This window comes from Paenibacillus sp. FSL R5-0923, from assembly GCF_038009145.1.
In the GTDB taxonomy this organism is placed as follows: Bacteria; Bacillota; Bacilli; order Paenibacillales; family Paenibacillaceae; genus Paenibacillus_AQ.
Genome location: NZ_JBBPAT010000001.1, coordinates 3,597,797 through 3,609,914, shown reverse-complemented (window position 1 = coordinate 3,609,914; position 12,118 = coordinate 3,597,797). Strand labels below are relative to the sequence as shown.

At 40.5% G+C, this 12,118-nt stretch carries 15 protein-coding genes and 1 tRNA gene; 3 read left to right on the top strand and 13 right to left on the bottom strand.

Annotation, left to right across the window (positions count from 1 at the left end; genetic code table 11):
* Nucleotides 1-192: 192 nt before the first annotated feature.
* Nucleotides 193-265, bottom strand: a tRNA-Lys gene (locus MKX35_RS16155).
* A 311-nt stretch (nt 266-576) separates the two neighbouring features.
* Between MKX35_RS16155 and MKX35_RS16150 the strand changes: the two genes are divergently transcribed.
* Nucleotides 577-1,005 (top strand): VOC family protein, encoded by a 429-nt coding sequence (locus MKX35_RS16150; RefSeq protein ID WP_076300865.1) that lies wholly within the window; start codon nt 577-579, stop codon nt 1,003-1,005.
* 36 nt (nt 1,006-1,041) lie between these two features.
* Here the strand turns inward: MKX35_RS16150 and MKX35_RS16145 are convergent, their stop codons facing one another.
* The 4 genes from MKX35_RS16145 to MKX35_RS16130 form a co-directional block, all read right to left on the bottom strand.
* A complete protein-coding gene (locus tag MKX35_RS16145; RefSeq protein ID WP_076286696.1) occupies nt 1,042-1,410 on the bottom strand; it encodes a hypothetical protein in 369 nt (122 codons plus the stop codon).
* A gap of 269 nt (nt 1,411-1,679) precedes the next feature.
* On the bottom strand, nt 1,680-2,273 hold the full coding sequence (locus tag MKX35_RS16140) for a chloramphenicol phosphotransferase CPT family protein (protein WP_076300891.1): 594 nt from the start codon (nt 2,271-2,273) through the stop codon (nt 1,680-1,682).
* A 135-nt stretch (nt 2,274-2,408) separates the two neighbouring features.
* On the bottom strand, nt 2,409-2,960 hold the full coding sequence (locus tag MKX35_RS16135) for a glutathione peroxidase (protein WP_076300864.1): 552 nt from the start codon (nt 2,958-2,960) through the stop codon (nt 2,409-2,411).
* Nucleotides 2,961-3,214: 254 nt separating this feature from the next.
* A complete protein-coding gene (locus MKX35_RS16130) occupies nt 3,215-4,384 on the bottom strand; it encodes an MFS transporter (RefSeq protein WP_076300863.1) in 1,170 nt (389 codons plus the stop codon).
* 168 nt (nt 4,385-4,552) lie between these two features.
* Between MKX35_RS16130 and MKX35_RS16125 the strand changes: the two genes are divergently transcribed.
* The gene (locus tag MKX35_RS16125) at nt 4,553-5,428 is read left to right on the top strand and encodes a LysR family transcriptional regulator (protein ID WP_076300862.1); all 876 of its coding nucleotides are present in this window, start codon (nt 4,553-4,555) and stop codon (nt 5,426-5,428) included.
* Nucleotides 5,429-5,582: 154 nt separating this feature from the next.
* Complete coding sequence (locus MKX35_RS16120; protein ID WP_076300861.1) at nt 5,583-5,984, top strand: VOC family protein; 402 nt, start codon at nt 5,583-5,585, stop codon at nt 5,982-5,984.
* A 25-nt stretch (nt 5,985-6,009) separates the two neighbouring features.
* Here MKX35_RS16120 and MKX35_RS16115 read toward each other — a convergent pair whose 3' ends face one another.
* The 8 genes from MKX35_RS16115 to MKX35_RS16080 all read right to left on the bottom strand — a co-directional run bounded on the left by MKX35_RS16115 (nt 6,010) and on the right by MKX35_RS16080 (nt 12,015).
* The gene (locus tag MKX35_RS16115) at nt 6,010-6,504 is read right to left on the bottom strand and encodes a GNAT family N-acetyltransferase (protein ID WP_076300860.1); all 495 of its coding nucleotides are present in this window, start codon (nt 6,502-6,504) and stop codon (nt 6,010-6,012) included.
* A gap of 128 nt (nt 6,505-6,632) precedes the next feature.
* On the bottom strand, nt 6,633-7,610 hold the full coding sequence (locus MKX35_RS16110; protein ID WP_076300859.1) for a phosphotransferase enzyme family protein: 978 nt from the start codon (nt 7,608-7,610) through the stop codon (nt 6,633-6,635).
* 157 nt (nt 7,611-7,767) lie between these two features.
* Nucleotides 7,768-8,055, bottom strand: a complete 288-nt coding sequence (locus tag MKX35_RS16105; protein WP_341044336.1) for a hypothetical protein — start codon at nt 8,053-8,055, stop codon at nt 7,768-7,770.
* Between the two features lie 337 nt (nt 8,056-8,392).
* A complete protein-coding gene (locus MKX35_RS16100; RefSeq protein WP_341044335.1) occupies nt 8,393-8,896 on the bottom strand; it encodes a DinB family protein in 504 nt (167 codons plus the stop codon).
* A 277-nt stretch (nt 8,897-9,173) separates the two neighbouring features.
* Complete coding sequence (gene fabZ / locus MKX35_RS16095; RefSeq protein ID WP_076287072.1) at nt 9,174-9,602, bottom strand: 3-hydroxyacyl-ACP dehydratase FabZ; 429 nt, start codon at nt 9,600-9,602, stop codon at nt 9,174-9,176.
* A 120-nt stretch (nt 9,603-9,722) separates the two neighbouring features.
* Complete coding sequence (locus MKX35_RS16090) at nt 9,723-10,292, bottom strand: CHAP domain-containing protein (protein ID WP_256716447.1); 570 nt, start codon at nt 10,290-10,292, stop codon at nt 9,723-9,725.
* Nucleotides 10,293-10,478: 186 nt separating this feature from the next.
* A complete protein-coding gene (locus MKX35_RS16085) occupies nt 10,479-11,096 on the bottom strand; it encodes a hypothetical protein (RefSeq protein WP_076301148.1) in 618 nt (205 codons plus the stop codon).
* Between the two features lie 172 nt (nt 11,097-11,268).
* Complete coding sequence (locus MKX35_RS16080) at nt 11,269-12,015, bottom strand: class I SAM-dependent DNA methyltransferase (RefSeq protein ID WP_256716446.1); 747 nt, start codon at nt 12,013-12,015, stop codon at nt 11,269-11,271.
* Between the last annotated feature and the right edge of the window lie 103 nt (nt 12,016-12,118).

Sequence of the window (12,118 nt, the reverse complement as noted above, 5' to 3'; positions counted from 1 at the left end):
GAGCACCGATCGTAACTGGCGGTCGGCTTGGCGTTTAGCTTTAACATCTAGAGTTCAGAGGGTGAGTTCCGGTCTGGATGCACGAGCGGGCTGTTGCCGTTGGCATTTGCAGCTCAGAACCCCCCACTCTCTGCTTATTCCTCCAACTCCCATTAACAACAAAAAAACTGCATTTCCGCCTTTTCTTCTGGATGGACTCTCAGGGACTCGAACCCTGGACCAATTGATTAAGTGTCAACGGCTCTACCAACTGAGCTAAGAGTCCATGTATAAAATTGTTGGTGGAGCCAAGGGGGATCGAACCCCTGACCTCATCGCTGCAGCGATGCGCTCTGGCGTGGTGGTCAGGGGCACTGCCCTATACTTCACCTCACAAAGCAATGATCAATTTCCAACTGTTTCATTTCCAAAAAAGAAAACCCGTCTCACGATGGACCCCTTTCATACTTTTGACTAGGGGTAAGCCGCTTGCCAAATCCCTTATAAACGCCCCACGATTCCTCATCCTCCCCGGTTTCAGTGCAAAATGGCGTATAATGAACAAAATATAAATTCACATAAGGGGATATTAAAGTCATGAAATTGAGCCTGAATTGGATTACGCTAAAGGTGCGCGATCTGGAGGCATCCCTTAATTTTTATCATAGGATTCTGGGACTTCCGATAGACCGCAGATTTGAGAGCAGAGGAAAACAGATTGTTTATGTTAGGCACGGAGGGACAGCCCAAGATCAAGCTTATACAGGGAACCGACCGGCTCTGAAGCCAGAATGCGGCGCTTCCGTTGGGTTCGAGGTGGAGTCACTGGATGAGGCAATAGATCATTTGAAAAATCAGGGCATCCCGGTAGCGCGCAGGCCGATCACGCCGAATCCCCGCTTGCGGTTCTTTTATGTTCTTTACGGCTGCAGCCGCCTCAAAGTAGATTCGTCTGCCTTGGCCCGTACTTTTGCCTCCAACTTCCTTCAGATTCACCTCGCGGTAGATACCCTTGCCCTTCGCTAAAGGTAAACTTGCCAGCCCCCGTGGGAGACTTTCACCCTAGAGATGACGCCCATGCTGGGCGTACATCTCTAAATCATTATCCAATTTTAAGAGTCTAGTCGAAATTTCAGTTTTTGGAGGATCAGGCATTACAGCGGTGTTTAATCTGCGCTGTAATTCTTCAATTCCGTATTCCTTATTCTTAAAACGTTCGACTAAGATTTCGTAATGATGAATGACTATTGAAATCCAATTTATCGGTACATGGCTTGAGTTTTCTGCACAATCTTTAGCTTCCTGCAATGAATCGTGCAGAGTGCCACCAATAACATTCCACTCTAGGTCACATGAGAATAGATAGTAACCTCTGGCACCGTCATATTTAGCTACCGCGAAAGCAGTGATAACCTCTTTTTTTGTTTTCACCCTCGAACAAAACATATCCGTTATTATTGAAATGCTCGTTTGCTGTATAAATCAAAACATTTGCTCCATCCAGCAATGGTGGCACTGTCAAGTTATTCACCTGCTTTCGAAATTGAAGTGTTCGTCTATAAGCTCTGCAAACTAATACTCAAATCCTATTGGTTGACACTCAACTAAACTGCCCGTTAGCTTAATTCCGAAATCCCTCGGGCAGACCGAGAGGCGATAGCCCCAACGCTTGATATGGTGTTATCTGATGGATTCGCCTACTAGGAAGCACTAACATTTCTTTTACTTAATTTCTTAAATACCGAGTATTCCTTATTGGACTTAATAAAACTTAATATCTTTTCGGCACATTCTTTTGGATTCATCTCTTCAGTATTTACTTCGAGGTCATATTCATCAAAGCAATATACTTTGCTAAACTGTGAAGCTGCCAGTCCGATTTTTCTATCTCCTCTTGCTTGCTCTCTTCTTATGAGTTCTTCTTTCGAGCATATTACACCTATAAATAACGTAGGCTGATCGAAAAATTGATCAAGAAACTCATTAAACCTCTTGTCATTGTCGATTACGGTATCAACTATTACATTAAAACCCATTTCTGATAACAATTTAATTGTCGAATGGTACACTGAGAATATGGAATCATCAAGTATTTGTGAGACAACTTGATGATCTATTTCTCTTGGAGGTTCATCTGGAAATTTATTATTAATAAAATCATTGTAATTATTAAAAAAATCATCAATTGATAAATGATAAAAAGGAATCTCTTTCTGATTTAGCAGTTCAGTCGATATGGAGGTCTTTCCAGAACTTGAAGTTCCATTTAGATAAACTAACATCCCTTGCTTCAATTTAATCATCCCTTCAAAAACGTATTTTACAGATAACGTTATAATCACAAAGTCCATAAAATTATCCAACTCATAAAATATTCGAGAAACGATTGAACTATCCTGCCCGTTAGCTCAATCACTAATCGGATTCATTTACTTTAAAAGAAGTGATTCAATAAATACCTCTATGTCAAATGGTTCAGTCGTAGTTTCGTATCTACCATATATATGGCCGTTTCGATCGATTAAAAACTTTGAGAAATTCCACTTGATCCCGTCACCGGCATATATGTCCGGATACTTTTCCATCAGAAAATCCTGCATCCATTGACCGCCTGATGTCTCAGTATCGAACCCTTGAAATGGTGCTTGCTGTGTTAAATATTGAAATAACGGATGAGCAGACGGTCCCCTAACCTCAACTTTCTCGAATAAAGGAAACTTAACTCCAAAGTTGCTCTCACAATATTCATGTACTTCCGAGTTACTCTCTGGCTCTTTCTCGTTGAATTGGTTACAAGGAAAACCTAGTATTTCAAACCCTTGCTCATGGTGTATTTCGTAAAGCCTTTGAAGATCAGGTAATTGGCGAGAATAGCTGCATCTACTGGCAGTGTTCAGAATAAGCAGAACTTTTCCACGATAAATTGACAATTCAACAGGCTCACCATTAATTGACTTCGCTTGAAAATCATAAATAGACATCAGACCACCATTCCTCCGCGTTATTATTATAAATAACATAATATCGCTACAGGCTTTTATTGGTCTAATATATAAAAGGAATAATATTTATAGAATGAACCTATAATCCAATATTACCTTAGTATATTGCCCATTTAATTTACTAGAAAAGAGGAGCTACCATATAGGAAGCTCCTCTACTTATTTCCCCCCAACAAAATCCGTTTCTAAATTCATCATGAAAATAGTACATCCTCTCAGCTCTGGGGCTTATCCTAACTCGCTGGAGAACTTTTTTTATTACCTATAGCCAATTGAACGATAATCTGAAGCACGATGATTACAGCCAAACCATAGAATGCTTGGACGAAGCTGCCCGTTGTATCGTGGAGCCAGCCAATGGCTAGCGGCCCAAGCGCTCCGAGAATGTAGCCACCTGATTGGGTCATTGCGGACCAGCTACTGGCTTCCTGAGCATTGCTTGTTTCATCAATGGGCAACATCAGTGCAATCGGGAACAGTCCACCTGCTCCAATACCGAGTGGAATCGCCGCGAGCCAGGGGCTTACGGATATGTTCAGCATCAGGACACCCATCAACTCTAATAACGCACACCCGACAAGCCAGAATACACGTCTTTGGTAACGGTGTACAAGCATGGGAATGAACAACGTAGAGGGCAGAGATATCAATGTAAATAAGGTTTGGATGTTGCCGGCCGTCTCTTGACTATACCCCTTGCTTTGGATTGCTGGCGCAAGCCAAGCGGTCAACGAGTAGAAGATCGCTGCCATCAGCCCGAAGAATAATGTCAGCATCCAGGCACGCTTGTTGTTCACCGGAAGTGGTGCATTAAGTACACTCGAGATTTTACCGGATTGTAGATCTATGCGCGCAGACCAGGCTAATCTCAACCAGATCGGCAATGCAATGGCTGCGAGAAATGCCCATACAGCCAACGAGCCCCTCCACGAACCACCCAGCGTATGCTGAAGCGGAACCGATAATCCCACACTAATGCTGGCCCCCAACACCATCGCTGTAGAGTAGATACCCACCATAGCTGCCACTCGGTCAGGGAAGTACTGCTTAATGAAGCTGGATAATAGCGGCCCTGCCAATGCTATTCCTATTCCGGACAGAAAAGAAGTGAACATCATCAATGGAGTTGTACCCACAAACCATCGTAATCCCGTACCTAACCCAATGAGGATTAAAGCCAGAACAATTGCGCCCTCATTTCCCCACTTTCTACTTAATCTTACGGAGAACGGTGCAAATATCCCCATACATAATACCGGAAGTGTGGTTAACAGACTGGCGGTAATCCCGCTTATACCCAGATCATTCTGTACGGTGCTCATTAGAGGTGAAATGGATGTAATGGGTGGTCGTAAATTCAGCGAAGCCAGGATAAGCGCCAGGACGATATAAAAAAGTTTCATTATGAATCACCTCATGGTAGTAGTATCGTTACATCACCCATCATCCTATTTGTTAACGACAGATCGTTGGGTGGTGCACGATTAAGTATAGAATCATTAGAATGATTGAACAATACTATAGTTTCTATTAAAATGATTACTAAAACCAATGATAAGAGGGAGATTCATATGGAGATTCGTCAGATGGAAAACTTCATTACGGTGTGTGAGGAGCTTCATTTTACACGAGCAGCTGAGAAACTCGGCATATCTCAACCTACGTTGAGCCAACAAATACGCGCGCTCGAGGATGAACTCGGTGTTCCCTTATTTGACCGAGTCGGCAAAAAGATTGTGATGACCCAGGCAGGAAATCTGTTTCTGGAGCACTGTGTACAGATGATTCGGCATTTACAGAATACCCAGGATGCGTTAGCTGAACTCCGCAATGATCAACGAGGTCGGTTGGTAATTGGTGTTCTCCCTTCCGATCTGGACTATCGGCTCACCCCATTGCTCGTGAATTTTCATGCACGATTCCCCAAGGTACAACTGAAGGTTATCTCTTCGATCTATGTCTTGAATCAAGTGCTGGATAATGAAGTAGACATCGGCATCGAGATCACGTCTGCTCCTGATGATCGGCTTGTACGCATTCCTTTGTGCAGTGAAGAATATGTACTCGTCGTTTCCGAGAATCATGATTGGGCTGAACGAAGCACGATTGGAATCCAGGAACTGCGAAATATCCAAACTGTGATGTTCCCCGAAGGATTTACAGGCAGAGAACTGGTTGATGGCTATTGCCGTAAATATGGATTCAGTTTAAATACGATCATGGAGACCAGTTCGGCTACTTCCATTATTAGCTTGGTTAAAGCCAACGTCGGAGGAACATTGCTGCCTTATCGTTTGATCCAAGCGATGAATGAACCAACACTACGCTGCATCCGAATTACAGACGATCCGCCATACCGTCACTTTGAGATCATTCATAGGTCCGACCGTTTTCTGACAAAATCGGCCAAGGCATTTATTGAGAAAACTATCGAGTATTTCAATTAAGAGTGAGTTGCGATTTAGAGAAGAGAAGTTACTAAGGAAACCGCATAATACATGACAGAAATGTCATTACGGATTCTTTTGTAAGATTCGCTTCTGCTGCCAGAACTAGAGTATAGTAGGAGTTGTTAAAAATATATTCCAGGAGGCTATAGCCATGCCACAGGAGATCTGGATTAACCTGCCGGTCAAAGATGTTGAGAGGTCAACTGCCTTTTTCAATGAGATTGGATTCCATGCAGTGAGCGTTGGTAACGAGCGAGCCAAGCTTGACATAGGCCAAACAACGATTTTGCTGTTCCCGGATGCAGCGTTTGAGAAATTCACAGGTTCTAAAACCGCAGATACTACCCATAGCGCTGAAGTAATATTCTCCATTGGCGCTGAAAGCAGAGAAGAAGTAGATGCCTTTATTCAAAAAGCAGAGTCTGCCGGAGGAAACATCTTTGGCAAGCCGAGTGAAATTGACGGCTGGATGTACGGCGCAGGATTTGCCGACCTGGACGGTCACCGCTGGAACCTGCTGTACATGGATGAGAGCAAAATGCCTAAAAGCTAATATGAAACTTCAATAAGGATGTGCTTTAAAAGTAATCGGGGATATCAAGTACTATGGAGTCGATATCATTTTCTTTTGAGTAATACATACAAACACTGTCTTTATATTTCTGAAACTCATTAGGTAGTACAATAAAACCTAATTCTTTGTAAAATTCTATTCCAATATCACTATAAAGGAAAAAGTTGTTACACTTTTCTTCCTGTTCAAGTTTATTTATCGTTTCTTTGACCAATAAAGAAGCATATCCTTTTTTTCTTAAATATAAAGGGGTAGCAATTGAACCAATCCCTTTTACAATTTGGTCAACAGAAAGATTTAGTTCATATACGATGAGGGAGCTTAATAGCTGCTTTGTATCTGTTGCTTCAAGAACGTACCACTTTCCCTTTTTATACTTTTTGGAAGCCTGGCACATAGTTATATATTCTTCATATGGCAGATTATCTCCCCAAACATCATAGCCCATCTTATAAATTTCGATCATTTCCTCTTTTGTTGCTTCCCTAATTTTTTTCAAAGTACCTCTCCTTTTGTTTTATGCGGTTATAGATTCTTTTCGACAATAAGCTTATCATGATCTCTATTCTTCTGAAGCAAAACTGCTCCCAAAGTATCTGGGCTAACATTCTCCGTTCGTTGAACAAACTACTCCCAGTAAGGAGTACCACTAAAGAGAAATTCTTCTTTATTTACATATCGCTTAAATTCCCGACTTGCTAATTTACTAATGTGACTGGTTAACCACTCATTAGATTCAGGCAGCCCAAGCCAAAAATTCATTGTTTCGAGTTGGGCTGCTACAAAGAAACCTTCCAAACGTTGAACATAGTTATGAGGCAGGTCGAATTGTTTTGCGTATGATTCTAGCAACTGGTTTCTGAATGCTGGGTGGATATAAGAAAGTGTCCAACCTAAATCGAATAAATAATATCCGAACCCACAAGCTCCAAAATCAATAGCTCTAGCTTCTTGTTCATGAAACACAAAATTACTTGGAATCAAATCTGCGTGAATTATCCCCCAATTGCCTGGTGTTCTTTCTATGTCGTTCATCATTAAAATTGCACACTCTCCGGCCAATTGCAGAATTTCCACATCATTTTTATCGAGCTCACCACCGTTAGCAAGCTGTTTTAGCTTTTCTAATGATTGTGAAATTCTAGAATTATCAAATGACGGTCGAGTAAATGATGACGGAATTTTCCAAAAAGATGAATGTTTATGAAGCTTTCCGATCAATTCGCCTACACACTCGGCATCATTGACTGTTGGAACAAATTGTTTTTGTTCACCATCTACCCATTTTAACAATGTACAGTTTATGTCAGCTATCTTAGTAACATATTCACCAATGTTATTTTTTATAGGTGATGGCAACACCAGATTTGTATCATTTGTTAATGTTTCCAACCAAATCATTTCTGAATGGATGACTTTTTCCTCAGACCAAATACTTTCCATCGAATCATTTTTTGATAGATGTATTCGCAAACTATAGCAGTTACTTTCCTTATCTGTCACTTTATAGATGGTGTTTGCATTTTGGCCAATATGTGCTATTGATTGATAAGTAATTGGATAACAAGTTAATGCTTCTATAGCAATATCCTGAGTATTCAGCACGGTATCTTCCCTCCCCTTGAAACAACCGAATAAGGATATCGTACCATAATATTTTCCAATAGTTTGAGAGAGAACACTTATATTTATATTTTATCCATCACTTAGTTGATTAAGGTAACCTGCTCATCAATATGTATTATTCAACTATCGTGTCCCGTTAGCTCAACGGAACTTCGATATTATTGTTATTATCTGATTTAGGATGAAGACGATTTTCTATTACAAAAAAATGATTGAAAATACCTACTACTCGTACTTTATTATCTGCCTCTCCAAAAATTTTTGTTTCTGCTGTCATAAAAATAATCTGATGTGTGAGACTTGATGATTTCAAGTCATTAATAGTATGAAAGCAATTTGAGCTTTCGGAACTGTCACATTTAAGACCGTGAACCTTTTGGAGGTAATTATCATAATCTTGACTACTTGGTTTTGTATAAGCCATCACAAATAATAATATGGAAACTATTAGGAAAGCATATTTCTTCTTGATAAAGGCACCTCATCTCTTATGGATAATCGTACAATATAATACCGCATTTAACTGCCTAATAGTTCAACAAGGCAACATCACGCTCTACTGCACGTTAGTTGAACAAATAAAAAACGGCTGCCGAAGCAACCGCTATTCCACTAACGTTCCCCGTTAGTTCAATAGAATTAACAGTTTCAGTCCGATGGTATCCTCTTGTCTATGATTCAAGCCACCACTTTCAATCCTATGATTAAATACTTATAAATCCCACTATAGCCAAACGGCCAAATGCGGATATAATCTTACTCTAAATTACTGGAGGTAGCGCTCCGTACTCGGCCCACTGCTCTTTTGTCGGGCCGTAAAGATCCGGCACACGAAGGCCTGCCTGACGCATCAGGACTGTCATCTGACCACGATGATGAATCTCATGCTTTACGAGAATATCCAGCATTAAGCCGTTTGGCCATTGATCACCATACATATCGCTCATGATAAGCAGATTCTCATCTTTCCAACTGGACTGTATAGCATTAAGGAGCGCTTGTGAGGTCCTCTTATAGACTGATGCGATGTCTGCTGCCGAAGCTGGCACCGGCATATCTTCGCTCGGTCCTTCGAAAGACAGTCCCGTCCGAGATGGCATTTCGTGCAACGTCTGTACAAGGTGCCATGCAACACGTCCAAGCGTTCTATGATCGCTTGTTATCTGTTGGCCAAGAGACTCGTCGGTCAGGATCTCCAGTGTCCGCATTGTTGCTTCCGTTTCATTCTGCCAAGTTGCGGCAAAATCTTTAATGTGTTTATACATATCCAACATCTCCTTTTTGTAATGGAATCAAGTTTATTATACCGAACACTAGTTCGTAAGTAAATATTTACATTTACTTAAACTACCCCCGTTATTCAAACGAAGCTGCCGAAAATCATTGCGCTAATCCCGAAATGTAATTAACTACGTATGGTTAATACTTTTGATCATTTTGTTTACGCTAGCCTGCCCGTTAGCTTAATGAAAAGAGCAGGATACCGAAGCACCTGCTCATCAATGTATATTGTTTAATTGTCGTTTCCCGTTACATTAAAACCTAAATCGAACTGAATGCAAACATTATTTCAGATTCGCATACCAATTCATTATTTACCGTGGCGACTCCCTTTCCTTTGACGATTTGTCCCTTGATTCGAATTACATCAAATACAAGAAGGAGTTGGTCTCCTGGTTTTACTTGTCGTTTGAAACGACAATTATCAATACCAGTCAGTAAGCCTATTTTATGATTGTTGCTTTCAACGTTAGACATAGCGACTCCACCGACCTGTGCCAGTGCTTCTACAATTAAGACTCCAGGCATTACGGGATAGTCAGGGAAATGACCGAGAAAATAAGGTTCATTAATGGTTACATTTTTAATCCCAACAGCTCTCTTCCCCTCATTAATCTCCAATATTCTATCGACCAAGAGAAATGGATTCCGATGAGGAATAATCTCTTTAATTCTTTCAATATCAATCATGGATTTGCCTCCCTAATCGGTTTATTACCATTTTATCGCCTTTGGGTTAAACTGGCCCGAAAAAACTCAACATAACTCTTATTAAACTATCCTATCCGTTAGCGTAATAACTGCTCGAAATCAATAACCAAAGGGTACATACTCTCCATTGAAATGATAACGGTAGCCGTTATCTATTCGGACATATCCGAGTATACAATGATCTCTACCCCTGAATGAGACACTAGAGTAGTTTTTATTGTCTTTATTACCTTCAGCAATCAAAATTTCATTGTCTTCACAAGCTAAAACAATTCCGATATGATCGTGAGAATTATCGGAGAGAAGCTTATCGAAAATAACAATATCACCACGTGCCGGAATAAATTCTTCTTGTTTAGCGTCATAGAAAAATCTAGTTTCGTGCAGCTGAGCCCAATCCAACCACGCACCAACCCCAGCTAGACGATACATTCGGTTAGGATATCGAATTGGAAGAAGTATTCCAACCTGCATACAGCAGTAATATACAAATGCAGCACACCAGTTACCTTCTAGTAATTTATAGATATCAGAGTCCGGCCAATACTTGCAAATTTCCCGATAACGTTCATCTTCCGGTACCCCGATTATGTTTTGCTCTGCGAGCTTTTCCGCAAAATCAGCCAGCATAAGTCGTCTGTCTTTAGTTTCTCTATTTAATGCTTCCACATCTACGTTTAATTCTGTATCTACATTTCCCTACTTAATCCTTAGGACTGGAGCTAATACGTACTCTATAATAATCAAACCATAATTTACAAAAACAGGTTTCTCTATACTACCCGATTAGTTGAACAAATAAAACGGCTGCCGAAGCAACCGCTATTCCACTATCGTTCTCCGTTAACTTAGTTTCTAAAATACAAATTCTGTCTCGTTGTTTTCCTTATCAAGATATATAACCCTACAGGAATCTTTCCAACTATCCCAATTTAATACGCTATCAACATCCACACGGAATAATTCATTATATGGTACATTCATAGGATTAGAAAAATCATAAAAAACAAGTTCATAGGGGCATGCCCAATAGCATCCATCAATCACTATTAGTTTTTTTTGTTGAAAATATATTATTTCCCCCCAGCAAAATCCATGCCCTTTATAAGCCTCTTCGGGAACATAATGATTGGTTTCTTTATTTGATAAATTAACAATTGAATACCCTTGATAATCTAACCCACACAACAGATATTCTGTGCCATTTACCTCCAACCAACTGAATAAGAATGGGTCATAATTTCTATATATTATGTCGATGATTTTATGCTCACTATCCGTAACAATCCCTTTTGTGTAATTATGTCTGATAAAACCTTCAACATGGTTATAGTGATGGATTTCAAGTTTGAACTTTCCTGAAGTTGAATGAATAATTTCAGTTTTCTCAGAGATGTAAAATTCATCTTGAAAATAGTACATCATCTCAGCTCTTTCACTGAGAAACTGTGAGTCCTCAACAATATTCCTCAAATTCTTTCACCTCGCTTTAGTATTACAAATTGTACCATATTTTCAGACAGGCTATTACGCTATCTTGCCGTCTAGTTGAATAAAGGCGGACTCTAAGGGGGAATCTGCTAGGATCACCAAAAATCCCCTCGACCTGAGGGGATTTTTCCTATTGCAATGCATTACGTCTCTCCTAACATTTCCTACAAACGCTAATAATAGATGAAGATGACGGAGAGAACGGCTTTTTATCCCAGTCAGCATATTGATGTTCGACGCGAAAGCCGTGACGGATTAATAAAGATTGCAGCGTAGCCTGATCTGTGAATCGACAAGCAATTCGGGAAGTCGTTCGTTTATCTCCCCAATCACGAATCGTGACCCAATGCATGATATGCTGGCTAGCATCGTAACATTGTGTGCCTGATACCTTGACGTTTTGCCCATCCTTATCAATAAAGGACCCCCATCCTGTCTCCTCTTGATCGGATAAATCCGTTCCCTCCGGATTACGGGTCTCGAATGCAAAGATTCCATGGGGTTGTAAATGTTTGTGAACGGTAGTAAGTAAATCGCTTTGATCTTGATCACTTAAGAATGCCTGAAATGCATTGCCAGTCAAATAGATCATCGAAAATCGCTTGTCCGATTCGAAGGTACGGGCATCGCCTTCCATAAAAGTAACAGTCAACCCTTCCGCCTTCAGCCGCGCATATGCGAGCATCGCCGAAGAGATATCTACACCAGTCATCGTTATGCCGGCTTTCGACAGGGGTATCGTTGTTAAGCCTGTACCACAAGCAAGTTCTAACACTTCGCCAGGACTCGATCTTGCAAGCTCAAGATAGAACTGATATTTGTCCATTTCACCGTCAAATTCAAGATCATAATTTACCGGATCCAGATATTCTTCAAGATTGCTATGTTCAATCAACGCCATGCCCCCTCTTTCATTTCAATGTTACATTGGAGAAAAAATAATTTTCATTAGGAAAAACTGTACTTATATAGACTCAGAAAGGATAATCAAAATAAAACCCTCT

Excerpts from the sequence above, each read along its gene's own strand:
- MKX35_RS16150 (WP_076300865.1), top strand. The coding sequence starts at position 577 with ATGAAATTGAGCCTGAATTGGATTACGCTAAAGGTGCGCGATCTGGAG.
- MKX35_RS16135 (WP_076300864.1), bottom strand. The coding sequence starts at position 2,960 with ATGTCTATTTATGATTTTCAAGCGAAGTCAATTAATGGTGAGCCTGTT.
- MKX35_RS16130 (WP_076300863.1), bottom strand. The coding sequence starts at position 4,384 with ATGAAACTTTTTTATATCGTCCTGGCGCTTATCCTGGCTTCGCTGAAT.
- MKX35_RS16125 (WP_076300862.1), top strand. The coding sequence starts at position 4,553 with ATGGAGATTCGTCAGATGGAAAACTTCATTACGGTGTGTGAGGAGCTT.
- MKX35_RS16120 (WP_076300861.1), top strand. The coding sequence starts at position 5,583 with ATGCCACAGGAGATCTGGATTAACCTGCCGGTCAAAGATGTTGAGAGG.
- MKX35_RS16105 (WP_341044336.1), bottom strand. The coding sequence starts at position 8,055 with ATGGCTTATACAAAACCAAGTAGTCAAGATTATGATAATTACCTCCAA.
- MKX35_RS16100 (WP_341044335.1), bottom strand. The coding sequence starts at position 8,896 with ATGTATAAACACATTAAAGATTTTGCCGCAACTTGGCAGAATGAAACG.
- fabZ (WP_076287072.1), bottom strand. The coding sequence starts at position 9,602 with ATGATTGATATTGAAAGAATTAAAGAGATTATTCCTCATCGGAATCCA.
- MKX35_RS16080 (WP_256716446.1), bottom strand. The coding sequence starts at position 12,015 with ATGGCGTTGATTGAACATAGCAATCTTGAAGAATATCTGGATCCGGTA.